Origin of the sequence: Amycolatopsis sp. cmx-4-54, from assembly GCF_046548895.1 — a bacterium.
In the GTDB taxonomy this organism is placed as follows: Bacteria; Actinomycetota; Actinomycetes; order Mycobacteriales; family Pseudonocardiaceae; genus Amycolatopsis.
The window spans coordinates 108,226-133,393 of the sequence record NZ_JAEBEJ010000016.1; the positions used below are offsets into that span (position 1 = coordinate 108,226).

Annotated in this window: 23 protein-coding genes and 1 pseudogene; 14 read left to right on the forward strand and 10 right to left on the reverse strand. The window is 67.8% G+C overall.

Annotation, left to right across the window (positions count from 1 at the left end):
• The 5 genes from ACLJQ7_RS37630 (at nucleotide 1) to ACLJQ7_RS37650 (ending at nucleotide 7,726) form a co-directional block, all read left to right on the forward strand.
• Nucleotides 1–3,966, forward strand: coding sequence for a ThuA domain-containing protein (locus ACLJQ7_RS37630; protein WP_410652949.1), 3,966 nt, complete (start codon nucleotides 1–3; stop codon nucleotides 3,964–3,966).
• A 70-nt stretch (nucleotides 3,967–4,036) separates the two neighbouring features.
• Nucleotides 4,037–5,920, forward strand: a complete 1,884-nt coding sequence (locus ACLJQ7_RS37635; protein ID WP_410652950.1) for an OmpL47-type beta-barrel domain-containing protein — start codon at nucleotides 4,037–4,039, stop codon at nucleotides 5,918–5,920.
• A gap of 74 nt (nucleotides 5,921–5,994) precedes the next feature.
• The gene (locus ACLJQ7_RS37640) at nucleotides 5,995–6,858 is read left to right on the forward strand and encodes a sigma-70 family RNA polymerase sigma factor (RefSeq protein WP_410652952.1); all 864 of its coding nucleotides are present in this window, start codon (nucleotides 5,995–5,997) and stop codon (nucleotides 6,856–6,858) included.
• A gap of 26 nt (nucleotides 6,859–6,884) precedes the next feature.
• Nucleotides 6,885–7,361: a carboxymuconolactone decarboxylase family protein gene (locus tag ACLJQ7_RS37645; RefSeq protein WP_410652953.1), complete on the forward strand. Its 477-nt coding sequence runs from the start codon at nucleotides 6,885–6,887 to the stop codon at nucleotides 7,359–7,361.
• Nucleotides 7,361–7,726, forward strand: a complete 366-nt coding sequence (locus ACLJQ7_RS37650) for a DoxX family protein (protein WP_410652954.1) — start codon at nucleotides 7,361–7,363, stop codon at nucleotides 7,724–7,726. Before ACLJQ7_RS37645 ends, ACLJQ7_RS37650 begins: the two co-directional genes overlap by 1 nt.
• Nucleotides 7,727–7,790: 64 nt before the next feature.
• On the opposite strand, the gene ACLJQ7_RS37655 is transcribed toward ACLJQ7_RS37650, so the two are convergent.
• Both ACLJQ7_RS37655 and ACLJQ7_RS37660 read right to left on the reverse strand, forming a co-directional pair.
• Entirely contained in the window at nucleotides 7,791–9,539 is a 1,749-nt protein-coding gene (locus tag ACLJQ7_RS37655) for a BCCT family transporter (protein WP_410652955.1), read from the reverse strand.
• Between the two features lie 356 nt (nucleotides 9,540–9,895).
• The gene (locus ACLJQ7_RS37660) at nucleotides 9,896–10,039 is read right to left on the reverse strand and encodes a hypothetical protein (protein ID WP_410652956.1); all 144 of its coding nucleotides are present in this window, start codon (nucleotides 10,037–10,039) and stop codon (nucleotides 9,896–9,898) included.
• Between the two features lie 86 nt (nucleotides 10,040–10,125).
• Here ACLJQ7_RS37660 and ACLJQ7_RS37665 point away from each other — a divergent pair, with 86 nt between their 5' ends.
• Nucleotides 10,126–11,082, forward strand: a complete 957-nt coding sequence (locus tag ACLJQ7_RS37665; RefSeq protein WP_410652957.1) for a GlxA family transcriptional regulator — start codon at nucleotides 10,126–10,128, stop codon at nucleotides 11,080–11,082.
• Nucleotides 11,083–11,090: 8 nt separating this feature from the next.
• Here the strand turns inward: ACLJQ7_RS37665 and ACLJQ7_RS37670 are convergent, their stop codons facing one another.
• The 3 genes from ACLJQ7_RS37670 to ACLJQ7_RS37680 all read right to left on the reverse strand — a co-directional run bounded on the left by ACLJQ7_RS37670 (nucleotide 11,091) and on the right by ACLJQ7_RS37680 (nucleotide 12,796).
• On the reverse strand, nucleotides 11,091–11,585 hold the full coding sequence (locus ACLJQ7_RS37670; protein WP_410652958.1) for a hypothetical protein: 495 nt from the start codon (nucleotides 11,583–11,585) through the stop codon (nucleotides 11,091–11,093).
• Nucleotides 11,586–11,621: 36 nt separating this feature from the next.
• Nucleotides 11,622–11,810, reverse strand: coding sequence for a hypothetical protein (locus ACLJQ7_RS37675; RefSeq protein WP_410652959.1), 189 nt, complete (start codon nucleotides 11,808–11,810; stop codon nucleotides 11,622–11,624).
• Nucleotides 11,811–11,893: 83 nt separating this feature from the next.
• Nucleotides 11,894–12,796: a LysR family transcriptional regulator gene (locus tag ACLJQ7_RS37680; protein WP_410652960.1), complete on the reverse strand. Its 903-nt coding sequence runs from the start codon at nucleotides 12,794–12,796 to the stop codon at nucleotides 11,894–11,896.
• 120 nt (nucleotides 12,797–12,916) lie between these two features.
• On the opposite strand from ACLJQ7_RS37680, the gene ACLJQ7_RS37685 reads away from it, so the two are divergent.
• The 3 genes from ACLJQ7_RS37685 (at nucleotide 12,917) to ACLJQ7_RS37695 (ending at nucleotide 15,472) form a co-directional block, all read left to right on the forward strand.
• Complete coding sequence (locus ACLJQ7_RS37685) at nucleotides 12,917–13,615, forward strand: type 1 glutamine amidotransferase domain-containing protein (RefSeq protein ID WP_410652961.1); 699 nt, start codon at nucleotides 12,917–12,919, stop codon at nucleotides 13,613–13,615.
• A gap of 80 nt (nucleotides 13,616–13,695) precedes the next feature.
• Nucleotides 13,696–14,256 carry a TetR/AcrR family transcriptional regulator gene (locus ACLJQ7_RS37690; RefSeq protein ID WP_410652962.1) on the forward strand — a complete coding sequence of 187 codons (561 nt, stop codon included), beginning with the start codon at nucleotides 13,696–13,698 and terminating at the stop codon, nucleotides 14,254–14,256.
• Nucleotides 14,257–14,275: 19 nt separating this feature from the next.
• Nucleotides 14,276–15,472: an FAD-dependent monooxygenase gene (locus ACLJQ7_RS37695; protein WP_410652963.1), complete on the forward strand. Its 1,197-nt coding sequence runs from the start codon at nucleotides 14,276–14,278 to the stop codon at nucleotides 15,470–15,472.
• 238 nt (nucleotides 15,473–15,710) lie between these two features.
• On the opposite strand, the gene ACLJQ7_RS37700 is transcribed toward ACLJQ7_RS37695, so the two are convergent.
• Both ACLJQ7_RS37700 and ACLJQ7_RS37705 read right to left on the reverse strand, forming a co-directional pair.
• Nucleotides 15,711–16,967, reverse strand: a complete 1,257-nt coding sequence (locus ACLJQ7_RS37700; RefSeq protein WP_410652964.1) for a DUF222 domain-containing protein — start codon at nucleotides 16,965–16,967, stop codon at nucleotides 15,711–15,713.
• A 199-nt stretch (nucleotides 16,968–17,166) separates the two neighbouring features.
• Nucleotides 17,167–17,709, reverse strand: a complete 543-nt coding sequence (locus tag ACLJQ7_RS37705; RefSeq protein WP_410652965.1) for a GNAT family N-acetyltransferase — start codon at nucleotides 17,707–17,709, stop codon at nucleotides 17,167–17,169.
• 116 nt (nucleotides 17,710–17,825) lie between these two features.
• On the opposite strand from ACLJQ7_RS37705, the pseudogene ACLJQ7_RS37710 reads away from it, so the two are divergent.
• Nucleotides 17,826–18,521: pseudogene (locus ACLJQ7_RS37710) on the forward strand (transposase family protein).
• Between the two features lie 30 nt (nucleotides 18,522–18,551).
• Here ACLJQ7_RS37710 and ACLJQ7_RS37715 read toward each other — a convergent pair.
• Both ACLJQ7_RS37715 and ACLJQ7_RS37720 read right to left on the reverse strand, forming a co-directional pair.
• The gene (locus ACLJQ7_RS37715) at nucleotides 18,552–19,301 is read right to left on the reverse strand and encodes an SDR family NAD(P)-dependent oxidoreductase (RefSeq protein WP_410652966.1); all 750 of its coding nucleotides are present in this window, start codon (nucleotides 19,299–19,301) and stop codon (nucleotides 18,552–18,554) included.
• Nucleotides 19,289–20,467: a glycosyltransferase 87 family protein gene (locus tag ACLJQ7_RS37720; protein WP_410652967.1), complete on the reverse strand. Its 1,179-nt coding sequence runs from the start codon at nucleotides 20,465–20,467 to the stop codon at nucleotides 19,289–19,291. The genes ACLJQ7_RS37715 and ACLJQ7_RS37720 overlap by 13 nt, the downstream gene beginning before the upstream one ends.
• 134 nt (nucleotides 20,468–20,601) lie before the next feature.
• Between ACLJQ7_RS37720 and ACLJQ7_RS37725 the strand changes: the two genes are divergently transcribed.
• The 3 genes from ACLJQ7_RS37725 to ACLJQ7_RS37735 all read left to right on the forward strand — a co-directional run bounded on the left by ACLJQ7_RS37725 (nucleotide 20,602) and on the right by ACLJQ7_RS37735 (nucleotide 23,911).
• The gene (locus ACLJQ7_RS37725) at nucleotides 20,602–21,507 is read left to right on the forward strand and encodes an AraC family transcriptional regulator (protein WP_410652968.1); all 906 of its coding nucleotides are present in this window, start codon (nucleotides 20,602–20,604) and stop codon (nucleotides 21,505–21,507) included.
• Nucleotides 21,508–21,585: 78 nt separating this feature from the next.
• On the forward strand, nucleotides 21,586–22,428 hold the full coding sequence (locus ACLJQ7_RS37730) for a carbohydrate-binding protein (protein ID WP_410652969.1): 843 nt from the start codon (nucleotides 21,586–21,588) through the stop codon (nucleotides 22,426–22,428).
• A gap of 508 nt (nucleotides 22,429–22,936) precedes the next feature.
• Nucleotides 22,937–23,911 carry a sporulation protein gene (locus ACLJQ7_RS37735; protein WP_410652970.1) on the forward strand — a complete coding sequence of 325 codons (975 nt, stop codon included), beginning with the start codon at nucleotides 22,937–22,939 and terminating at the stop codon, nucleotides 23,909–23,911.
• A gap of 39 nt (nucleotides 23,912–23,950) precedes the next feature.
• Here ACLJQ7_RS37735 and ACLJQ7_RS37740 read toward each other — a convergent pair whose 3' ends face one another.
• Nucleotides 23,951–24,538, reverse strand: coding sequence for a TetR/AcrR family transcriptional regulator (locus ACLJQ7_RS37740; protein WP_410652971.1), 588 nt, complete (start codon nucleotides 24,536–24,538; stop codon nucleotides 23,951–23,953).
• Between the two features lie 91 nt (nucleotides 24,539–24,629).
• On the opposite strand from ACLJQ7_RS37740, the gene ACLJQ7_RS37745 reads away from it, so the two are divergent.
• Nucleotides 24,630–25,166, forward strand: coding sequence for a dihydrofolate reductase family protein (locus ACLJQ7_RS37745; protein WP_410652972.1), 537 nt, complete (start codon nucleotides 24,630–24,632; stop codon nucleotides 25,164–25,166).
• Nucleotides 25,167–25,168 lie beyond the last annotated feature (2 nt).

Genomic DNA, 25,168 nt, shown 5'->3' on the forward strand with positions numbered 1-25,168 from the left:
TTGAGACGAATCTTTTCGCAACGTCGGCTCCGCAGACGGTCCTTGGCCGCACTCGCGGTCGGCGCCGTCGTCACCTCCGGGCTTCCGCTGGCCATCGCACCGGTGACCGCCGAAGCCGCGACGAACGTCCCGATCAACGTCCTGGTCTTCCACGGCACCGCCGCGGACCAGAAGGACCCCGTCCTGCGCGCCACGGACGCGATCGCGAGCCTCGGCCAGGCGAACGGCATCTCCGTTTCGTCCTCTTCGGACCCCGCGGTGTTCACGCAGGCCAACCTCGCCAAGTACCGCGGCGTCGTCTTCCTTTCCGCACAGGGCATCACGCTCAACCGCGACCAGGAAACCTCGCTGCAGAACTACATGAAGGCGGGCGGCGGCTTCCTCGGCCTGTCCGACGCCGCACGGGCGCAGGACGGCTCGCAGTGGTTCTCCGGGCTGATCGGCGCCCGTCCGGTGGGGGCACGTCCCACGCCGGAGGCGGTCGCCTCGGTCACCGCGAGCGCGGAGAACGCGCCCAACGAGAGCAAGGAAAAGCTCGCCGACAACAACGAGAACACCAAGTGGCTGGCCTTCTCCCCGACCGGCTGGGTCGCCTACAAGATGGCCGCCCCGGTCGCGGTCAGCAGCTACGACCTCGTGTCGGCGAACGACTTCCCCGGGCGTGACCCCAAGAGCTGGACCCTGCAGGGTTCCAACGACGGGACCACGTGGACGGATCTGGACACCCGTACCAACGAGACGTTCGCCGACCGGTTCGTGAGCCGCAAGTTCACCTTCGCCAACACCACGGCGTACGCGAACTACCGGCTGAACATCACCGCCAACGCGGGTGACCCGCTCATCCAGCTGGCCGATTTCAAGCTGTACAAGGACAACTCGACCACCCCGCCGCCGCCGGAGAGCCCGCCGGCCGAGGCCACGGTCGACGTCCTCGACAAGGCGAACCCCGCCACCGCGGGACTGCCGCAGAAGTGGGTCCGCACCGACCGGTGGCTCAACTGGGAGGTCAACCCGGTCGGCACCGTGCACACGGTCGCGCAGGTCGAGGAATCGACCTACAAGCCGGGGGTCGGCGCGAACGGCGCCTTCCACCCGATCTCGTGGTGCCGTGACTACGACGGCGGCCGCTCCTTCTACAGCGGCATGGGCCGGACCGAGGCGAGCTACGGTGAAGCCCAGTTCCGCAGCCACATCCTCGGCGCGCTGAAGTGGACCACCGGCATGGTGCGCGGTGACTGCAAGGCGGGCATCGCGGCCAACTACAAGGTCGAACGCCTGACCGGGATCAACCAGCCCGGCCAGCTGGACCAGATGGGCGAGCCGCACGGGCTCACCATCGCGCCGAACGGCCGGGTCTTCTACATCGGCCGCGCGGCCTGTGCCGGCAACGTCGTGCCCGCGCCGAACGACTGGACCAACCCCGAGATCGGCGCCGGTTGCGGCACGATCCACCAGTGGGATCCGGTCACCAAGAAGCCGAAGCTGCTCACCACGCTGAAGGTGATGGGCAACCGCGGCAGCGGTGACGAACTGGTCAAGAACGAGGAAGGCCTCCTCGGTCTCGTGCTGGACCCGAAGTTCAGCGAGAACGGCTTCATGTACGCCTACTGGATGCCGCACGCGTCGGTCGATATCGACAAGCGGATCGGCAAGCGCACGGTCTCGCGGTTCACCTACGACCTGAAGAACCAGACGCTGGACCAGGCGACCCGCAAGGACTTGCTGTCGTGGGACGTCCAGGTCCACAGCTGCTGCCACGCCGGCGGTGGGATGGACTTCGACAAGGACGGGAACCTCTACATCGGTTCCGGTGACAGCAACTCGTCGCAGGGCTCCAACGGGTACTCCGGCAACAACTGGACCCAGGACTACAAGGGCGTCTCGTTCCAGGACGCGCGCCGCACCGCCGGTAACACCAACGACCTCAACGGCAAGATCCTGCGGATCCACCCCGAGGCCGACGGTACGTACACCAACCCGGCGGGCAACCTGTTCCCCGAAGCCAACGACCCAGGGAACAAGACCAGGCCCGAGATCTACGTGATGGGCGTGCGGAACATCTCGCGTCTGCAAGTCGACAAGAAGACCAACTGGCTGACCGCCGCGTGGGTCGGCCCGGACGCGTCCTCGCCGAGCCCGGAACTCGGCCCGGCCAAGTACGAGACCGCCACGGTCATCACCGAGGCGGGCAACCACGGCTGGCCGTACTGCATGGGCAACAAGCAGCCGTACCGCGACCGCAGCAGCACCGACGCCGCGGTCCTCACCGGCTGGTACGACTGCGACAACCCGGTCAACACCTCGCCGCGCAACACCGGCCTGGTGAACCTGCCGCCGATCAAGAAGAACATGATCTGGTACGCGCCGGACGGCGGTGGCCCGGTGTTCCCCAACCGGCCCAACAGCTCCGTCCCGACGTACAACGCGGCCGAGGCCACCTACACGCAGCCCTACCTCAAGGGCGGCGGCCAGGCGGTCATGACCGGGCCGACGTATCACCGCGAGCTGGTCAACACCAACAGCGGGGTGGCGTGGCCGTCGTACTGGAACGACAAGTGGTTCATCGGTGACCAGAGCAACGGGCAGAACCGGATCGCGGTCACCCTCGACCCGAGCGGTGTCGCGAAGCAGGATCCGCCGGTGTTCGCCGAGACCGTGCGGCAGATCATCCCGACCGGCGGTGGCGACACCAAGCTGAACCAGTGGATGGACGCCAAGTTCGGGCCGGACGGCGCGCTGTACGCGCTCGACTACGGCGGCGGCTTCTTCACCCTGACCAACAACCAGAAGCTGCTGAAGATCAGCTACACCGGCGGTGAGGCCACCCCGTCCGCGGCGGCGTCGTCGACCATGGTGCAGAACAAGCCGCTCACCGCGGCCTTCACCGGGTCGAAGTCCGGCGGCGTCTCCTACAAGTGGGAGTTCGGCGACGGCACGATCTCGACGCAGCCCGACCCGCGCCACACCTACCCGCGCACGGGTCTGTACACCGCCAAGCTGACCGTGACCTACGCGAACGGTGAGACGGTGACCACGCGGAACTCGGTGAGCGTCGGCTGTCTCGTGGCGGATTCCAGCGCCACGGTGACGATCGGCGACACCGACACCGGGGTGACCAACCGCAACGCCGGTGGCGGCTGCACGGTCGACGACATGATCGACGACGACAGCACGTGGACCTCCCACGCCGGTTTCGTCAACCACGTCACCCAGGCCGTGGACCGGCTTGGCGACCTCGGCGTGCTGAACGCGGCCGAGTCGGACAAGATCAACGCCGCGGCCGCCGCGTCGCCCATCGGCAACAAGGGCGTCACCGGCTACGACGCGATCTACGACGGCACGCCCGAATCGTTCCGCAACTGGTCGCAGGCGCCGTCCGGGCAGTTCGCCATCCAGCCGGACGGGTCACTGCGACCGTCGGGCGGGCTGGGGATGCTGTGGTACTCGGCACGGCAGTTCGGCAACTTCTCGGTGAAGCTGCAGTTCAAGGACATCGCCCCGACCGGCAGTGCCAACAGCGGTGTGTTCGTCCGGTTCCCGGATCCGCGCACCCCGCTGGAGCAGCGTCCGCCGGGCAGCTGCGGCACCGTCGGCTCGGCGAGGACGTCGCAGGCCTGGGTCGCGATCTACTGCGGTCACGAGGTCCAGTTGTACGACGGGGCCACCGGTGAGCCGCAGAAGACCGGGTCGATCTACAACTTCGACCCGCGGCCGCTGGACCAGGCGGGTGTGAAGCCGAAGGGGACCTGGAACGAGTACGAGGTCAAGGTCGTCGGGCAGAAGTACACGATCATCCGCAACGGTGTCGTGATCAACGAGTTCGAGAACGCGCCGGGGATCAACTCGTCGCGGGCGGGCGACCCGTCGACCGACTTCCGGCAGTTCGTCAGCGGGTTCATCGGTCTGCAGAACCACGGTGACAACGACCTGATGGAGTTCCGCAACATCCGGGTGCGGCAGCTGTAGCGCGAAAGCCGGCCGGGCGCGCGGCTTCGCGTGCCCGGCCGGTCTCCCTTGTACGGAAGGTTTCCCTGCGATGTCCCCAAGAACCCTCGTCGTGGCCCTGGTGGCCGCGACGCTCGCACTGGCGGGCCTGGTGCTTCCGGGCTCGTCCGCTCCCGCCTCCGCCGCCCCCGTCCAGACCCTGGAATGGACCGCGGGCGACAGCACCGACCACTACCTCAGCGCACCGTCCACCGCGGTGGCGGGTGAGACCACGATCGTCTTCAAGAACACCGAAGAGCTCGGTTCGACGATGTCGCACACGCTGACGTTCGACACGTCGACGCCGGGCTACAACCACGACGTCACCCTGAACATCGTCGCCAACCCCTACGACGACAAGAACGGCGTGCACGAGGCCACGGTCACGCTGACCCCGGGCAAGTACCGGTACTACTGCACGATCCAGGGCCACACCAAGATGATGGGCGAGTTCGTCGTCACCGGCGAGCCGACCCCCGACACCACGCCGCCGACCGTGACCGCGAACGTGACCGGCACCAAGGACACCGCCGGGAACTACGTCGGTTCCGCGACGGTGAACCTGTCCGCGTCGGACAGCCAGTCCGGTGTGGACAAGGTCGAGTACCAGCTCGACGGCGGCGCGTGGACCGCGTACACGGCACCCGTGGCGGTCTCGACGGCCGGGTCGCACATGGTCCACTACCGCGCTTCCGACAAGGCCGGGAACGTTTCGCCGGAAGGGATGTCGTCGTTCACCGTCGTCACGGGCGACCCAGGAGACAAAACACCGCCGACGGTGACGGCCGAGGTGACGGGGACCAAGGACACCGCGGGCAACTACCTCGACACCGCCACCGTGAAGCTCACCGCGACCGACGCGGGCACCGGCGTCGACAAGGTCGAGTACAAAGTGGACGAAGGCGCGTGGACGGCGTACACCGCTCCGGTCGCGGTCTCCGCGCCGGGGATGCACATGGTCTCGTACCGCGCTTCGGACAAGGCGGGCAACGTCTCGCCGGAGGGCATGGCGCACTTCACCATCGTCAGCAGTGACACCACCGCGCCGACGGTGACTTCCGAGGTGACCGGGACCAAGGACACGGCCGGGAACTACGTCGGCAAGGCGACGGTGACCCTCACGGCGACCGACGCCGGTTCAGGTGTCGGCAAGGTCGAGTACCAGCTGAACGGTGGCCCGTGGCTGACGTACTCGGCGCCGCTCGCGCTCACCGTCGTCGGCGCGCACACGGTGAAGTACCGCGCCACCGACAAGGCGGGCAACGTCTCGGCGGAAGGCACGGCGGCGTTCACCATCGTCGAAGGCGACGACAGCACCGCCCCCGCCGTTTCGGTGGTGGTCAGCGGTGATCTGGACGGAAGCTGGTCCTACATCGAGGACGCCACGATCAACCTGACCGCGACGGACACCGGGTCCGGTGTGGACAAGATCGAGTACAAACTGGACGGTGGGGCCTGGACGGTCTACACCGCGCCGGTGAAGGTGACCGAGCTCGGCACGCACACGCTGACCTACCGCGCGTCGGACAAGGCGGGCAACGTCTCGGCGGAACAGGGCGGCGCGTTCACCATCGTCGCCGCGCCGCCGGGCCCGGACGCGTGCCCGGACTCCGACGTCCGGGACACCGTGATCCTCGGCACGGCGGACAGCCAGGTCGAGAACCGCGACACTGGCAACGGCTGCACGATCAACGACGTGATCGACGACGAGTCGGACTACGCGTCGAACGAGCAGTTCGTGACCTACGTGCGGGCGGTGACGCAGGAGCTTCTCGACGGCGAGGTCATCTCGTCCGACGAGCGGAACCTGATCGTCACGGCGGCGATCGACTCCGGTATCGGCGGCTCGACCGCGGAGCCGGAACCGCAGAAGAAGCCGGAGACGAAGAACCCCGGCATGAAGAAGACCGTGAAGACGCCGATCCGGGACGTCTGAGCCGGCTGTCGGTTACCTTTCTCGCGTCGCGCTCGTCATGTCCATGACGGGTTCGGCGCGAGAAAGGTATCGACATGACCGGCGAAGCCCTGGCCAGCGCGTTCGAGGAGCAGCGCGGGCGTCTGGTGGCCGTGGCCCAGCGGATGCTCGGCTCGCGCGCGGACGCCGAGGACGCCGTCCAGGAGGCCTGGCTGCGGCTGGCCCGCCAGGACGCCGACGCGATCGACAACCTCTCCGGCTGGCTGACCACGGTCGTCGGCCGCGTCTGCATCGACGTCCTGCGTTCCCGCAAGACCCGCCCCGAGGATTCCTACGACGAGCCGCCCGAACTGCTGGTGCTGGAGGACTCGCCGGAAGAGGACGCGCTGCTCGCCGAGTCGGTCGGGGTGGCGCTGGTCGTGGTGCTCGACACCCTCGGCCCGGCGGAGCGGCTGGCCTTCGTACTGCACGACCTGTTCGGGGTCCCGTTCACCGAGGTCGGCGAGATCCTCGGCAAATCCGCGGCCGCGGCCAAGATGCTCGCCAGCCGGGCCCGCCGGAAAGTCCGGGGACAGCGCCCCGCCGACGAACCCCGGCAGCACGCGGTCGTCGAGGCGTTCCTCGCGGCCGCGCGCGAAGGCGACTTCGAAGGGTTGGTCGAGATGCTCGACCCCGACGTGACATGGCGCTCGCGGAGCCGGCACGGCGAGGTCGTGCGGCTCGGCGCGGCCGAGGTCGCCACCCGGGTCCAACGCGGGGCGCGCGCCGTCGTCACCACACGTCCCGCGCTCGTCGGCGGCAAACCGGGGATCGTGTCGTGGAGCCGGACCGGCAAGCTGCTGGGCGTGATGTCCTGCACCATCGTCGACGGCCGCATCGTCGAAATCGATTCCGTGAGTGACCCGCGTCGCCTCGCGGCCATGGGTGTTACCTCTCGGAAGTCCTCCTCGTCGAAGTAAGTGAACCGACGAGAAGGAGAAATCCCATGCAGGCACGGCTCGAATTCCTCAAGACCGCTCTCGCGCCGAAGCTGGTGAAGCACCTCGTTTCGGCCGCGAAGGTCCTCGACGGCAGCGAACTTCCTTTGGCGGCAAGGGAACTGGTGAACATCCGGGCCAGCCAGATCAACGGCTGCTCGGGCTGCCTCGACATGCACACCAAGGACGCGGCGCACGCGGGGGAGACCACGACCCGGCTGAACCTGGTCGCGTGCTGGCGCGAGGCGACGGTCTTCACCGAGGCCGAACGCGCCGCGCTGGAGCTCACCGAGCAGGGTTGCCGTCTCGCCGACGGCAGCGGTGTCACCGACGAGGTTTGGGCGGCCGCAGCCAAGCACTACGACGACGAGCAACTCGTCGCGCTGGTGACCCAGATCGCCCTCATCAACGCCTTCAACCGGTTGAACGTCATCACCCGGCAGCCGGCGGGCGACTACACGCCCGGCCAGTTCGCGGGGCACTGATGGACACCGCGCTGTGGGTCGTCGCCTGGCTGCTGGCCGTCATGTATTTCGTGTCCGGCGTAGGGAAACTTGTCCTGCGAAGGGAAACGATCGCCAAGGCGGGATCGGCCGCGGGATGGGTGCTGGAGTTCGGCTCCGGCACGGTGAAGTTCATCGGGCTGGTCGAGATCCTGGGCGCCGTGGGCCTGATCCTGCCGGCCCTGCTCGACATCGCGCCGGAACTCGTGCCGCTGGCAGCCCTCGGGCTTGCATTGGTCATGGCGGGCGCGATGGTCGTGCGCCTGCGTCGCCGCGAACCCATGATCGCACTGCTGGACTTCGGCTACCTCGCGTTGTGCGCCTTCGTCGCCATCGGACGCGCCTGAAGTACATGAAGGCCCCCATCCTGTACCTAGGCGCAAGGATGGGGGCCTTCATGTACTTACGAGGTCAGGTGCGCTGTTTCGGACGGCCGAGGATGCGACGGCGTCCACCGTGGCTGTTGGTGCGTTCCTCGTGCAGTTCCTTCAGCGACAACATCATCGCGTCTTCCTGCTTCATCAGCGGGTCGTTGCGCAGGTCCTTCCAGACCGAGACGCACAACCCGACCATCACGAACACGAACGGCACCGCGATCAGGATCGTGAGGTTCTGCAGACCGGTCAGCGCCTTGTTGCCGCCGACCAGCAGCATCACCGCCGCGACGGCGCCCATCAGCACACCCCAGAAGATCACGACGGTCTTCTTCGGATGCACGCTGCCGCGCTGGGACAAGGTGCCCATCACCACCGACGCCGCGTCCGCACCGGAGACGAAGAAAATGGACACCAGGATCATCACCAGAATCGCGATCGGGATGAACCACGGCAGCGTTTCGAGCAGTTCGAACGTCGCCGACTGGGCACTGCCCGCGCCCGCGATGTCCGTCCCCGCTCGCTGCCTGCTGATCGCCGCGCCGCCGAAGATCGCGAACCAGATCAGGCTCACGACGCTCGGGATCGCGATGACACCGAAGATGAACTGCCGGATCGTGCGGCCGCGCGAGATCCGCGCGATGAACATGCCGACGAAGGGCGTCCACGAGATCCACCAAGCCCAGTAGAAGACCGTCCAGCCGCCGAGCCAGGTCTGCATCTCCTCGCCGCCGGTCATCCCGGTGCGGCCCGACATCTCCGCCAGCTCGCGGAAGTAGTCGCCGATGGCGCCCGGCACGATGTTGAGGATCAGCACGGTCGGCCCGACCACCAGCACGAACACCGCGAGCACCGCGGCGAGCACCATGTTGATGTTGGACAGCCACTGGATGCCCTTGGCCACACCGGAAACCGCCGAAGCGATGAACGCGATGGTGAGGATCGCGATGATCGCGACCAGCAGGCCCTTGCCAGGGTCGTCGATCCAGCCGACGGCGCCCATGCCACCGCCGACCTGGAGCGCTCCGAGGCCGAGTGAAGCGGCGGAACCGAACAGCGTGGCGAAGATCGCCATGATGTCGATCGCCTTGCCCAGCGGGCCTTCGGTGCGCCGCTTGCCGATCAGCGGCGCGAACACCGAACTGATCAGCTGGGTGCGGCCCTTGCGGAAGGTGCTGTAGGCGATCGCGAGACCGACGACCGCGTAGATCGCCCACGGGTGCACGGTCCAGTGGAACAACGTCGTCGCCATCGCGGTGTGGACGGCTTCGTCGGAATTCGGGGCCGCGGTACCCGGAGGCGGACTCGCGAGGTGGGAGACCGGTTCGTACACCCCGAAGAACATCAGGCCGATGCCCATACCGGCGCTGAACATCATCGCGATCCACGACGAGGTCCGGAATTCGGGCAGTTCCTTGTCCCCGCCGAGCGGGATCCGGCCGTAGCGGCTTATGGCCAGACAGACCGCGAAGAGCACGAAACCGCTCGCGGTCAGCACGAAAGCCCAACCGCCGTAAGGGATCACGGCGTCGTTCAGCAGCGTCGACGCGACACTCGCCAGGTTTTCCGGGGCCAGCACGCCCCAGACGATGATCGCGAGCGCGAGCACCGCCGCCACCCCGAACACGGTCCGGTCGGTCTCGGCGGGTCGTTCGGAGGCGAGGTCGAGGGGGACGTGTTCATCGGGCGGGTGGCCCGGACCCGTCGTGTCCGGTGCGTGCGCAAGGTCGGTCGCGGTCTCCGCGACGACCTCTTCTTCCGCTTGTTTACCGTCCTGCGAACTCATGTTCAATGACGCGCCGCCTGCGGCGCGCTCTCCTTCCGCCCGATGTTAACCCGTTTGCACCACTGCACCCTAACCAGAAAACTGGTAACCGGCAGAAAATACGGGCGAAGTGGTTTAAACCCGTGATTATGGGTTTGACCTCGGCGGATGCGGGTCTGCTAAGTGTTCTCGGCGGGGAACGTGGCGCTCACGACACGCTGAACTGCGGTTCTTTGGCGAGGATTTCCTCGCAGCCCGCGGACTCGGAGCGACGGGCTCTGGGGAAGGCAGCACCCGGCCTGCACGGCCGCGCTCCACGGGAGAGGACGAAGAAAACGCCGTTTACCGGCCAACAAACCCCTCAGTTTCGAGGGAGTTCAGACCGGGGCGCCGCCCCTCCAGAAGGGTCGGCCGAGCGGGTCTCCGCCGGCGGCGTCCGGGCGTCCCTGGCGCGTGTGGTTGCGCTCCAGGAGGTAGCCGACGAGGGCGATCAGGGCGAGGGTGACAATGATTGCGGTCATGGCAGTAAGTTTGCGCCACCCGAGATCCTGCCAGAAGTGGCAGTTCTGTCGTTGTGCGGCAAAATCCTGCCAGCTATGCTCCGGCCATGCTGAAAAGCGTCGCCGTGGTGCTGCTGGACGATTTCGCCGCCTTCGAGTTCGGTGTCGTCTGCGAGGTGTTCGGCTACGACCGCACCGATGACGGAGTGCCGCTGCTCGACTTCCGCGTGTGCGGGGAGCGGGCGGGAGAGGCGCTCAGCCTCGGCCACGGCGTCAAAGTGACCCCCGAACACGGGCTCGAAGCGACGGAGGACGCGGATCTCGTCGTCGTCCCCGCTTGTGACGTACGTGACGAGTATCCGCCTGCGGTACTCGACGCGCTCCGGGCGGCTTCGCAGCGTGGCGCCACGCTGCTTTCGGTCTGCACGGGCGCGTTCGTGCTGGGCGCCGCCGGCTTGCTCGACGGGCGGCGGTGCACGAACCACTGGCGCCACAGCGCGGCGTTCCGGAAGCGGTTCCCGCAGGCGCAGCTGAATCCGGACGTCCTCTTCGTCGACGACGGCGACATCGTCACCAGCGCGGGCACGGCCGCCGGCATCGACGCCTGCCTGCATCTGGTCCGGCGCGAACTCGGCTCCGCCGCGGCCACCGCGATCGCGCGGCGCATGGTGGTGCCGCCGCAGCGGGAAGGCGGACAGCGCCAGTTCGTCGAGGTGCCGATCCCGGAGTGCACGGGGGACAGCCTGCAGCCGGTGCTCACCTGGATGCTCGACACCATCGCCCACGAACATCCGGTCGCCGATCTCGCCCGCCGGGCCCGGATGTCCGAGCGCACCTTCGCGCGCAAGTTCGTCGCGGAGACGGGCACCACGCCGCACCGATGGCTTTCGACACAACGGGTTCTGCACGCGAGGTCGCTGCTGGAGGCGACGACGATGAGCATCGACGAGGTCGCGCGCCGCTGCGGCTTCGGCTCGGGAGCCTTGCTGCGGCACCATTTCCACAAGATCGTCGGCGTCTCCCCACAGGACTATCGCCGGACCTTCGCGCCGCAACGCGTCTGACTCGGCGCTCAGCCGGGACGCCGCCCGACGGCCTCGAAAATGTTGTGGGCCAGCAAAGCGGCGCCTTCGGTGAACCCGTTGATGAGGATCTTCCGGCCGTCGGTGAGTTTGACGAGGCAGCCGACATCGCCGCCGAACGCCTTGGCGAGGGCGTTCTTCTTGGCGTGGTCGACGGCCACCTCGACCCTGCTCCAGGGCACGACGGTGGTCGATTTCCGCCAGGTGTGCACGAATCCCTGCTCGTACAAGGTGAAGATCTCGCCCCGTTTGCTGATCGCGTGCCAGCAGCCCCAGGCGCCCATCAGCACCAGCCCCAGCCCGCAGCCGATGACGAGGCCGATGATCATCTCGCCGCCGGAAACTCCGGCCTCTTGGCCCAGCACGAACACGACGACACCGAGGACCGCGATCGGCGTGCCGAGCACGATCGCGGCCACACCCCGGAGCGCACGCCTGCGGCAATTCGTTTCGAAGCGTTCGACGTAGGCACCCAGTTCGGTCACGGGCAGGACGCTAACGGCGAGTGCGGGGACCGGTCCCTAATCCTTCGGTGCCTTGTTGAACAGGCCGAGGGATTGGGCGAACGCCGCCCCGCCCGCCAGCAGGACGAGCGGCAGCGTCTTTGCCCAGAAGGCGCCGACGTCGAGCGAGATGAGCAATGCGAGCAGCCCGCCCGCCAAGGCGGCCAAAACGAGCATTCCCAGTGCGAGGCGGGGTTTCGAGACCATGTTTCCTCCAAGAAGCGGTGAGAAGAGCAAGCCTCGCGACCGTTCCGACGCGAAAAGAGGTCATTTTTGCCGCGTCGGGACTTTCAGAGCGATCCCCAGGAGCGCGCGCGTTCCAGCAGCCTGTCGCGGATGAGGGTCACCACCGGCCGCGTCGTCCCCGACCGGTGGGCGAGGTAGATCGTGTTCAGTGGCGGCACCACCGGGGTGTGCACGACCGAGACCGAGCCCGCTTCGAGCGCGGCGGCGGCGATGTAACGCGGCAGCACACTCACCCCGGCGCCCGCGACGACGACGGCGAGGATCGCGCGGAGGTCGGGAACGACCATGCTGACGCGGTTCGGCGGCCGTCGCCCGAATTCGCTGCGCCAGTAGCGGCGGATGATCGGCAGATCGTCGGCGTACGAGATCAAGGGCAGATGGGCCAGCGCCGGCACCGGGTCGGTGGTGAGCAGCGCGGGATCGACGCTCCGCGCGAGGGCAGGAGCGGCGACGAGGACGAATTCCTCGTCGATCAGCGGAATGGCGGTGATGCCGCGCTGCCGGGGGCGGACCGAGGAGACGACGAGGTCCAGGCGCGCGGCTTCGAGCGCGGACAGGAGTTCGTCGGCGAGCCCGAGAGTTACGGTGATGCGCATCCCGCGTTCGGTCAGCGGGGCGAGCGCGGGCAGGAACCGTGTCGCCATACCGTCGCTCGCACCGCCCAGCGCCACCCGTTCGCGGTACTGGACGTCGTCGTCGCCTGCCGTCAGCGCGCCCCGCAGTTCGTCGATGCGGGTGCCGATCCTGGCGGCGAGTTCGGCCGCGCGGGCGGTCGGCGCCGCGCCCTGTCGTGACCGGACGAACAGCTGCTCGCCGAGCTCCTCCTCGAGCTTGAGCAGCTGCCCGGTGACCGCGGGCTGGGTCAGGCCAAGCTCCGCGGCGGCCGCGGAAAGCGAGCCTTGACGGTAGATGGCCAGGAAGGTCGCCAGCCGATCCAAGTTGGGCATGCAAGTCACCTTCCATAAGAAATCTTATGGATCGTAGCCGCTGCGGCGGAGTACGCGCGGGCAAGACCTGGTTGAAGCCGGCAAGGGGCACATCGCCCCGGAGCAACGAAAGGAACAGTCATGGCTCGGATCCTCATGATCGTCTCGGCCGCCGACCACGTCAGGCTCACCGACGGCACCGACCACCCGACCGGGTTCTGGGCCGAAGAGGTCGCCGAATCGCATCGGGTGCTCGCCGCGGCGGGTCACCGGGTGGAGATCGCGACCCCGGCCGGACGCCGCCCGACCGTCGATCCCGTCAGCCTCGACGAACGCGGCGGCGTCGACCCCGCCGAAGGCGCGAAGTTCGCGAAATACCTCAAAGGACTCGATCTTTCGGCGCCGCTCAAGCTTTCCGATGTCTCCCCCGACCCCTACGACGCCGTCTATCTGCCGGGCGGGCACGGTCCGATGACCGACCTGGTGGACGACGCCGACCTCGGCGCCCTGCTGAACGACGCCGACGCGCGCGGCAAGACCATCGCCGCGCTCTGCCACGGACTCGCCGCCTTGCTCAGTGCGCGCGGCGAAGACGGCTCGTTCACCTTCGCCGGCCGAACGATGACGTCGTTCAGCGACGAAGAGGAGCGGCAGGGCGGCTTGGGCGACAAGAGCCTGTTCTTCGTCGAGACCCGGCTTCGCGAGCAAGGCGCGATCGTCACTCCGGCGGCCGCCTGGTCGAGCGACGTCGTCGTCGACGGAAATCTCGTCACCGGACAGAACCCGCAGTCCAGCGTCGCGACCGCGGAGCGCGTGGTGGAGCTTCTCAAGGCGGCCTGACCACCGGGTTTGCGCCATGGCCGAATCCGGGCATACGATCAGGGCAGTCGTACAGGACGAACGCCCTAGGAGATGAACCGGTGGCAGGATCCCCGGCCGCGGCGCGCGGCCAGCTCGTTCGTCGGCGGTTGCTCGAAGCGGCCGTCGCGCTCGTGCCCGAACTCGGCTGGTCCGCGGTCAGCACCCGGATCCTGGCCGAACGCGCGGGTGTCACGCCGAGCGTCGTGCACTATCACTTCCCTTCGCTGCAGGCGTTGTTGATCGAGGCCGTGCTGGGGGCGATGCGCGAAGTCGCCCTCGCCTTCGAACCGGCACTGGAAACCGTCGAAACGCCCGCGGACGCGGTCGACGCGCTGCTGGCGTCGGTCGGTGGCTACTCCGGCATCGACCCGATGTCGTTGCTGTTCGCGGAGTCCTACCTCGCCGCGACCCGCGACGACACCCTGCGCCAAGGCATCCGCGAGCTGCTCGCCGATCTGCGTACCCGGCTCGGCGGCTGGCTGGCGCGACATGGGGTGGCCGACGCCGAGGGCACGGCCGCGGTCCTTCTCGCGGCGGTGGACGGGCTTCTGCTGCATCGGGCACTCGGGCCGGGGTCGGGCGATGTCTCACCGGCCGTCCTGCGCAGGCTGGTCGATTGAACCGAAAGGGAGGACCCTCATGAAGGTGGCGATCTGCGGTGCCGGGATCACCGGGCTGGCGCTGGCGCACCGGCTCGCGACGCTGGACGTCGAGGTCGTGGTGCTGGAGCGGGCCGCGGGACCGCGCGAGCAGGGCTACATGATCGACTTCTTCGGCCCCGGTTTCGACGCCGTCGAGGAGATGGGCCTGCTGCCTCAGGTCGAAGCCGCGGCGTACCGGGTGAACGAGGCGAGTCTGCTGGACGAGGGTGGTCGCCGCCGGGCGGCCATCGACTACGTCCGGTTCGCCAAATCGGTGCGGGGCAGGCTCTGCAGCATCATGCGACCGGATCTGGAATGTGTCCTGCACACCGGACTTCCGTCCACAGTGGACGTCCGATTCGGTGCCGGTGTCACGGGAGTCGAGGATCTCGGCGACCGGGTGCGGGTCACTTCGGCGGACGGCGAAACACTCGAAGCCGATCTGCTGGTCGGGGCCGACGGGATTCATTCGACCGTGCGGCGGCTGGTCTTCGGCGAAGAGAGCCGGTTCTTGAGTCATCTCGGGTTTCATACGGCGGCCTTCGTTTTCGAGGATGAGGAAATTCGTGCGCAGGTGGGGGAGCGGTTCTGCCTGACCGACACGATCGGGATGCAGATGGGTTTCTACGGTCTTCGCGACGGCAAGCTCGCGGCGTACGCCGTGCACCGCACCACGGATCCGGCCCTGCCGGACGACGCGCGAGCGGCCCTCCGCGCGACCTACGGTTCGCTCGGCTGGGCGGTCCCTCGAGCGCTCGCGCTGTGTCCGCCTTCCAGCGAGGTGTACTACGACCAGGTCGCGCAGATCGAGATGCCGTCATGGAACCGTGGCCGGGTCGTTCTCGTCGGCGATTCCTGTTATGCCGTCTCCCTTCTCGCCGGACAGGGCGCTTCGCTGGGGATCACGGGCGCGTTCGTGCTGGCCGAACAACTCACCCGGTCGACCTCGATCGAAACCGCATTCGCGGAGTACGAAAACCTGGTCCGCCCGGTGGTAACCGAAAAGCAGCATGTCGCCCGCCGTGGCGCGCGATGGTTCCTGCCCGCCGACCGATTCCTGCTCCAGGCGCGTCGTCTGCTTCTTCACGTGGCACGCCTTCCCGGGCTCGAACGGCCGCTCGCCGCCGCTGTCACAGGAAAGTCGACGGCGTTGGTGACGAACCTGAGGCATGGGGCCGAGATCCGGAGCCGGTGATGTTCCGGCCGCCTGTCTCGCTTGCCGCGCCGGTCCTGGAAAGCTGCGGTTCTGGATGGCGGCGGTTCCGGTGGGCGGTTCTGACTGGCGACGGCTACGAGAGGGCGTGGCCGGCCGGTCTCCGGTGCGATCGGGCCGGAGAGATGGAGCCACGTGGTCCGACGTCGAAGCCGCGCCGGCCGATGTCGCGGCCCGGCGTCGCCGGGCCGACTCGATTTCGGAGGTTGCAAGGTTCGGCCTAGGTCCTGAGGTGCATGGTGTTCCGTCTCGGTGTGCCGGTGGGGTCGAGGTAGCCAGGTGGGGTGAATTCGGGGAGTCCGTCTTGGGCGATGCGGACTTTCCATGTGCTGTGGTGGATGAGCCGGTGGTGTTTGGTGCAGAGCAGGACGAGGTTGTCGATCTTTGTTTCGCCGTGGTGTCGCCAGAAGACGATGTGGTGGGCGGTGCAGCGGGGGACGGGCATGTCGCAGCCGGGGAAGGCGCAGCCGCCGTCGCGGAGGGTGAGCGCGTATTTCTGGGCCAGTGACACGGTGCGTTTCGACCGCCCGATGTCCAACGGTTCGCCTGCGGTACCCAGAACACCGGGCCGCACCCGTGCGTCGCAGGCGAGGATCCTCGCGTCGGTGGCGCTGATCGGCCCCACCAAATCCAAGTGCGCCTCACCGAGGTCGTTGATCAGATCCTCGTAGGACATGGTGACGAGGATGTGGGTGGCTTCTCCGGCTTGTCCGGGGAGGTTGCGGCTGGTGGTTTTCAGCCGGACGTAGTCGGTGAAGGCGTCGCCGTAGCGTTCGTCCTGGGTGCGGGAGTCCCGCACGCCGTCGATGGCCTTGTGTGGCTTGGCCAGGGGGTCGAGGTCGGATTTCAGGCGGGCGTAGGTTTCGAGGTCGAGTCTGGCTTTCACGCCGAGGGTGCCGTCGCGGTGTTTGATGAACCGTAGCTCCGGGCGGGTGTCTTTGGGGTTTTCGTTGCGGGGTTCTTTGCCGTCGGGGTCGAGTGTGTCGAGCAGGCGGCGTCCGGCGCGGGCGATCTGCCGTGGCCCCGCCCGGCGAGCCAGTTCGACCAGGATCTTCTCCCCGCCCCGCACGTCCTCCTCGGCGACGGCGGTGGGGATGCGGGCGAGGGTGCGGATGATCGCGTCGATCTGCGACCCCCCGATCACGCCCTCAGCGGCGGCCTGGGCGGTCAACGGGGCTAACGGTGGTTCGGGGTCGCCGCCGATCGCCGGGCCGGGGTGCAGCGCCAGGACCCGGTCGGCGCGGTCACTGGCTTCCTTGTCCGTTACGAGGAAGTCCTCGAAAATCAGTGCCGCCAGCGTCGCATGCCCGCTGCATCCACGGATACCGCGGGAATTGATTTCCGCGAGGATCGCGTTCTGTTCCGCATCCGCCCGGCGCTTGAGGATTTCGAGTTCTTGTTTGCGGGCATGCAGCGTCGCGGTGTCGACGCGCCACCACTCGGTGGACGTCCCTGAAGGTGCATCGTCGCTGGCCACGACACCGACATTACCCCGAGTCGAACACCTGCGCTAGCCCAAACGGACCAACAAAGGAAATTGCTTAAAACGAGAAGCGAAGCGCGCTTAAGAGTGCGAAGGAGGTTAAAGAACCGAAGCGTTATTAAGATCGCGAAGGGCTTAAAGAACGCGAAGCGAGACTGCGTGAGCCTCACTCTGAACAGGTTGGGAGGAGTGCTCATGGCGTTCCGGGACAATGCTCTGAGCGGAGCAGACCGTAGACGAGCACATCGACATACTTGCCGTGCTGGAAGGACCTGCCGTGCATGACCCCTTCCCGGCGGAACCCCAAGCGTTCGAGGGCTTTCTGCTCGCTGACGTTACCGCCATTGGTGAGGGCTTCGATTCTGTTCGCAGTCGTGCGGCCGAACAGGTAGTCCACGAGCAGCCTCTGCGCCACCGTGCCCACCCCCTGTCCACGATGCTCGGGTAGCACCCCCACGCCGATCTCGTAGGTGACACCCGAGGGGAAGCCGCGAGGCTTCCAGGTGGCGATGCCGGCAACCGTGTCGTCGGTCCCCGCGATCGCAACCGCCGCGGACTCGGCGGAGATATACCCGTCGATCTCCCATCGCTTGCGGCGTGCCCTCGGATCACCGAATCCCGGCCACTCGAACTCGCCGAGCGCATCGGGATCCGTGCAGAGGCGGTCGAGAAAGGCGAGGTCGGCCTCGGTGAACGCCCTCAAGTGGACTTTGTCCGGGCGGTTCGCTGGAGTCATGAAGGCCAGTATCGTGCCCTGAACATCACCCGTCAGGCAGTGAGCACTTACCAACCTTGGTGCGACAGGCTGGAGTTCGTCGGTCCAAGGTCACTCGCTCGACCAGGGACTTCGCCATGCTTGTCTACTCATCCGCAATCGACCTGTCCAGTTCGCACCTGCGGCTCCTCGCCGGGGCACCTGCAACGGCGTTCGCCAGACACTGCTCGTGCTCGCGCACCTGCGCGCCGCGGGGATACCTGCGCACGCCTCGCCGCCAGTTTCGGGATCGGCGTGGCCACTGCCTACCGCTACCTCCGCGAAGCAGTCGACCTGCTCGCGCCCAAGTTGGCCGACGCGATCCGGCAGGCCCGGCGGATCGCCTTTGTGATCCTGGACGGCACGCTCCTGGAGTTCGACCGGATCGCCGCCGACCGCCCCTTCTACTCCGGAAAGCACCGCAAACACGGGATGAACGTGTAGGTCCTGGTCGATTCGCTCGGCCGTCTGTTGTGGGCCTCGCCCGCCCTGCCCGGCGCTGTGCACGACATCAAGGCCGCCGTGCCCACGGGATAATCGAGGCACTGACCGCCGCCGACATCCGCTGCTGGGCTGACAAGGGCTGCCGCGGCGCCGTCTGCCCTACTGAGGGCGCTCCGCAGGCCAGCAGGCGCCCAACCGCTCACACACCCGGATCCGGGTCGTAGGGGAGCAGGCCAACGCAGCCCTGAAGGGCACGTCTCCTGCGCGAGCTCCGTGTGTCGACGCCGGAAATGATGAAGCACAGGATCGAGCCACGGCGAAAAACTGAACATGAGCCGAATTGCCACTAGGGAACGTGAAGCAAGCGAGCGAACCCGTGATCACCAGGTGGGATGCGCGGAGACGCCTCCGTCCACGGTCAGGTTGTGCCCGGTGATCCACGCCGCGAGCGGCGACGCGAGGAACAGGCAGGCGTTCGCGACGTCGCCGGGGGTGCCGAGCCTCCCGAGAGGCGCGGCCTGTTCCCAGCGGCGGACGCCTTCCGGCCAGGTGTCGCCGAGGCCGGGGCGGTCGATCAGGCCGGGGGAGACGGCGTTGACGCGCAGGCCTCGCGGCCCGTATTCGAGCGCGGCGGCGCGGGCGTGCATGACCAGGGCGGCCTTCGCGCTGCTGTAGTGCGCGTGCCCCGGCGCGGGATGGGCCGCTTCGATCGAGGCGATGTGGATGACGCTGCCGCCGTCCATCATCTCGGCCGCGGCCTGCGTGCACGAGAACGCGCTGGTGAGGTTCGCGTCGAGGACGGCGCGCCAGCTTTCCGCCGACATCTCCGGCAAGGGTTCTATCGGCTGCACTCCGGCGTTGTTGACCAACGTGTCCAGCCGTCCGGTCCATGCCGCGGCGGCGGCCACGAGACGGTGGCATTCGCCGTCGTCGGTGAGGTCGGCGGAGAACGCCTTGGCGGTGCCGCCCGCGTTCTGGATTCGCTCCACGAGGGCGAACGCGGAGGCTTCATCGCGGTGGTAGTGCACGGCGACTGCGCTGCCCGCTTCGGCGAAGCGCAGGGCGATGCCGTGGCCGATGCCGCCGCTGGCGCCGGTGACGAGGGTCGTGGTGCCGCTCAGGTCGAGCATCGGGGTCCTTTCCGCAGCGCGATGACGGCCGCGACGACGAGGAAGACCAGGCCCGCGACGACGTAGCAGTTCCCCAGCCACTGCTGGGTGGTCGTCCAGGTCTGGCCCGGCCGGTCGAAGGCGGGGAAATACCGGAACGGCGCCGCGACGAAGATCGTGGCGACTACGCCGGTGACGGCGAGCCAAACCACCGCCCGGCGCCTGAGCACCACGTAGGCGGCGGTGGTGAACAGCGCCGGGGCGATCCACACCCAGTGGTGTGACCACGACGTCGGCGAGATGAGCAGGGCGAACGTCGCGTTCAGCAGCAGCGCCGGCACCACCGCCGACCGGTACATGGTCAGTGTCACCAGAAGCAGCAGAACACCGGTGAGGATGATCCACAGCGGTTTCGCGGCGCCCTCGACGCCGAATCGCGCCAGCACGGCCTGCAGGGTCTGGTTGGTGTGGAACGAAGTGCCGCTGATGCCGGACGCCCCGGCGAGTCCGCCGAACCAATACCGCGCGGAAGCCTCCGGGGCGACCGCGAACGCGACGGCGGACGCGGCCACGAACGTGCCCGACGCGGTCAGCGCGCCGCGGAAGTCCTTGCGTACCAGGAAGAACAACAGGAACGCCATGGGGGTCAGCTTGATCGCGGCTGCGAGGCCGACGCCGATGCCCCGGTAGCGGCCCTTGGCCAGCAGGCAGTCGGCCGCGACGAGACCCATCAGCAGCAGGTTGATCTGGCCGAAGCCGAGCGTCTGGCGGACCGGTTCGAGGAAGAGCGCCGGCGTGATCGCCAGCGACGCCACGAGCAGCGCCTTCCGCCGATCCCCGGACGGCCACAGCGTGCGGACGATCCCGTAGAAGGTGATTCCCAGCGCGGCCAGGCTGAGCGCGAACAGCAGCAACACCGCACCGCTCCAGGGCACCAGGGCCAGCGGGGTGAGCACCAGCGCGGCGAACGGCGGATAGATGAACAGCAGGGGGATGCCCGCGTCGGAAAGCGGCAACGCGCCGTAGAGGTCGCCGCCGTTCCACAGGGTGTCGACGCCGAAGCGGTAGATTTCGAGATCGCTGTGGGAAGCGCCCGTCGTCGCCCACGCCACGGCACACGCCAGCGCCAGCGCGGCGAACGCGCCGACCGGCCACCAGGCCCGACCGCGCGACTTGGTGGGAGACATCGCGTGGTGACCCTTCGGACGTGCGTCGATGATCGCGACTGTACCCCGACGGCGACAAGCGACTTCCGTCGGCAGCCGACGGCCGGTTATTGGTCTAGACTTTTTATTCCCAGTGTGGTGAAAGGGACCGGTCCATGCGCGGAACGACGGTGTTGCCGAGGACGCCCTGCCTAGAACCGAAGGCGGGGGAATTGCCACTGCATCGGCTGGAGGTCCGCGCGCCGGACGCCCTGCCTTTCACGGTCGGCACATTCGACACGATCGGGCCGATGTCACGGGCGGCGTTCCCGCATCGGCACACCTTCTACGAAATAGTCCATGTCACCGGCGGTACCGGCGACCACGTCATCGATTTCACCCGCTGGGAATTGGGGCCGCCACAACTCGCGGTCATAACACCGGGGCAGGTGCATCATTGGGATGCCCGCGATCTCAGCGGATTCGTCGTGTTGTTCACCGACGATTTCCTGCTCGAACATCCGTCGGATCGCGAAACCCTGAGAAGGCTGAGCCAGCAGCCGTGGCGGCTCGACGAGCGCGCGGCCGAGGAGACGGCGCGGCTGGTCGCCGAACTCGACGAGGAATTCCGTTGTGGCGGCCAGGGTACCGATTCGGTGCTGCGGGCGTTGATGCACGTGCTGATCGTGCGGGCGGGACGCCTTCCGGGACTGGCGGACCCGCGCCCGCCCGCCAGGGCGCAGGCGGTGGGCACGGAATTCGCCCGGTTGCTCGGCCGGCCCGATCTGGGCCTCTGGTCGGTCGGCGCGCTCGCGGAACGGATCGGGGTCACGCCGGGATATCTCACCGACGCGGTGAAAACGGCGACCGGCCGGACGGCGGCACAACTGATGCGCGAGGCGAGGACTCGAGAGGCGAAACGATTCCTGCGCGGCACGGATCTCACCGTGCGGCAGGTCGCCAGCCGGGTCGGATTCGCGGATCCCGCGTATTTCTGCCGGTTCTTCCGGCGGGAAACGGGGTTGAGCCCCGGCGATTACCGCAGGACCGGTGACGCGCCCCCGGAGATTCACCACGACTGACCAGCTCAGTCCATCGTCCGCAGCTGATCTTCTCCATACCGTCGAGGGTGATTCCCGAAGCCCCCACGAGGAGCAGGTATGGACGAAGAACACAAGCTCAGCCGGAAGACCGTGCTGAAGGCCGCGCTCGCCGCGGGTGTGGCGGCTCCGGTCGCGTTGATCGGCGGTCCCGCCCTCGCGCGCACCTCCGTCGCGAACGGTCAGGCACCCGAGCTGACCCCCGCCTGTGACGACGGTGACGACCCGACCCCGCCGCAGACCGAAGGTCCTTACTTCAAGCCGAATTCCCCGCAGCGGACGTCGCTCGTCACGCCGAACACGCAAGGGACGAGGCTCACCGTCTCCGGTTACGTCTTCGGTCTCGGGTGTCTTCCGATCGCGCGGGCGCTGCTGGACTTCTGGCAGGCGGACGTCAACGGCGCCTACGACAACGTGGGGTACACCTTCCGCGGTCACCAGTTCACCAACGACCAGGGCGCGTTCTCGCTGAGCACGATCGTGCCCGGCCTGTACCCCGGCCGTACGCGGCACATCCACGTCAAGGTCCAGGCACCCGGCAGGCCGGTGCTGACCACGCAGCTCTACTTCCCCAACGAGCCGCGCAACAACACCGACTCGATCTTCGACCCGCGGCTGCTGATGACCGTGCGCGATCAGCCTCCCGGCAAGCAGGCGGCGTTCGACTTCGTGCTGAATGTGCCGCAGACGCCGACATCGACCTCGCGGCCGACCAGTACGACGCCGACGACGTCGACTTCGACCTCCAACCCGCCCGGCGGGTCGACCTGGGCGGCGGGAACCGGCTATTCCGCGGGCGCCCGGGTCACTTACAGCGGTCGCGGTTACGTGTGCTTGCAGGCGCACACGGCCCAGCCCGGCTGGGAGCCGCCGTCCACACCCGCGTTGTGGCGCGCGGAGTGACGGACAGCCGCTGCGGAGGGAGATAAACGCGGGTGGATTCCCGCCGCCGGGACCCACACCCCGGCGGCGGGGTCCACCCGCTTTTTCGTGGGTGGGGTTTTCCTCACCCCAAGTAGGAGCTTTACCCCAGCGCGCAGACCCCGGTCCGCGGACGATGATCATCTCAGACATCGGAGCGAAGGGGTGGGCGTTATGACAGAGAGCCGGAATCGGGGTCGTCGACCTCGCGGATCCGAAGGGCCTGTCCGCGCACGCCTGGACACTGCCCGGGCCGCCCTCGCCCTTGACCCCCGGTTCCCGGTCGACCCCGGCCGTCTCGCCCGGGCGGTCCTGCGACGACGTCATCCACCTCCACGACGTCCGTCAGGCCGATCTGAGAGGGTAGTGACGTCGCGCCCGTTTAGGGGGTTTTAACCCGTTTTACCTGGCGTGCCGCGACGAATCTCGGTAGTAGTCGAAGTGTTCCGGTACCCCTTCTTGTTCCAGCAGCCAGCGGAGGAAATCCCTGATGTTCAAACGGATGCTCAGCGCCTTCGGGGTCGGCGGCCCGTCCGTCGACACCGTGCTCGACTCACCGCACGCCGTTCCCGGCGAGGTGATCACCGGCCAGGTCCGCATCCAGGGCGGCTCGAGCGACGCCCAGATCGAGGAGATCCTGCTTTCGCTGGTCACCAGGGTCGAGGTGGAGCACGGCGATCACGAGCGCGCCGGGACAGCGGAGTTCCTGCGGGTCAGCGCGGGCCGCAAGGTGAAGGTGACGGCGGGCCAGCTGACCACCGTGCCGTTCCAGCTCGCGTTGCCGTGGGAGACGCCGATCAGCGCGGTCGGCGGACGTGAGCTGCCGGGCATGGTCGTCGGTGTGCGGACCGAGCTCGTCATCGCCGGCGCGCCGGACAAGGGCGACCTCGACCCGGTGCTCGTCGGCCCGCTGGAATCGCAGGACCGGGTGCTGGAGGCATTCGGCGAGCTGGGCTTCTCGTTCCGCAGCGCCGACGTCGAAGCCGGGCGGCTGCACGGAGTCCGGCAGGAGCTCGGGTTCTTCCAGGAGATCGAGTTCTTCCCGCCGTCGCGCTACGCGGGTCGTGTCAGCCAGGTGGAGTTGACCTTCGTCGCGAGCCCGGATGACCTCGTGGTGGTGCTGGAGGCCGATCGGCGGGGTGGCATGTTCCGCTCCGGCGGCGACTCCTTCGGCCGCTTCCACGTGTCGCATGAGGAAGCCCTGCGCACCGACTGGGCGGCGGCCATCGACGGCTGGCTGGCCAAGGTCGCCGAGTCCAGCGGCGGGCACGCCATGTTCGGCGGGCACCAGGAGCACTACGGCCACGAGTACGACCACCACGGTCATCACGGGCACCACGGCAGGCGTGGACCGGGGATGGGCGGCGTGGTCGCCGGCGCCGCGGCAGGTGTGGTCGGCGGCATGATCCTCGGCGAGGTCATGGAGGACGCCTTCGACGGCGGCGGCGAAGGTTTCGAGGAGTGATCCGGCTCCTGGGCACACCGGCGCCGGTGTGCCCAGGGGTCACTTCGCGGTCAAGGGCGCCAATGCGGCGTCGACCGCGTCAGTGAGCCGGCGTGGATCCGTCTCCGCCCTGGCCACCACGTGCAGGCCCTGCATGACGACGAGCAGGAGCCGCGCCTGCGCTCCGCAGTCGATGTCCGCGCGGATCTCGCCGGAACGCTGTGCGGCTTCGAGCCCTTGCGTGAGACCGGTTTCCAACGCTTCGAATCCACTGTGGACGATCTTCCCGGCGGCTTCGTCCGCGGGCAGCAGTTCGGCGGCGGTGTTGCCCAGCAGGCACCCGCGTCCAGGCGCTTCCCGTGCCGCTTCGAGGACGCTGAGCAGAAGTTCGCGCAGATGTGTGAGAACAGGGCCTTCGGCGAGGGCGTCAGCCTGGTTCGCGGCGCCGCCCGCGTAGCGTTCCAGCGCTCGCAGGAAGAGTGTGTGCTTGTCGCCATACGCGGCGTACAGGCTTCCCGGCAGGATGCCGAGGTCCTCCTTCAGATCGCGCATCGACGTGGCCGTGTAACCCCGCCGCCAGAAGACGTCGAGCGCGCCCCCGATCACCTGGTCCTCGTCGAAGGATCGCGGCCGTCCCGTACGTGGCATGGCGTCATCGTACGACTTCTTGACAGTGCGTTCAAGAAGTGTACCTTGACTTCTTGTTCAGCTGTTCAAAAAGTCAGCGCGAGGAGTTCACATGGGGCGTCTCTTCCTGCATATCAACGTTTCGCTCGACGGCTACATCGCCGACGCCGCGGGCGACATCGACTGGCGGTTCGCCGACGAAGAGTTCCAGGGCCACATCGACGAGCTGCTGGAGTCGATCGACGGCATGGTCTTCGGTCGCAGGGCCTACGAGGACCTCGCCGGCTATTGGCCGACCGCCGGAGACGAGGTCTCGGCAACGCAGCGACGCCGGATGCACGAACTGCCGAAGTACGTCCTTTCGCGCACGCTCCGGTCCACGGACTGGCACAACTCCCACGTGCTCGAAGACGCCTCGGCGCTCGCCGGCCTCGAAGGTGACATCGCGCTCTTCGCCGGGGGAGGAGCCGCGACGTCCGCCGCCAGGCTCGGGCTGCTCGACGAAGTGCGGCTCGTCATGAACCCCGTACTCCTCGGCGGCGGGACGCGGCTGTTCGATGGCGAGTACGCGAAGACGGCGCTCACGCTCGTCGATGACCGACGGTTCGCTTCGGGTGCGCTGCTGCTCACCTATGCCGTCGCGCGTTAGGC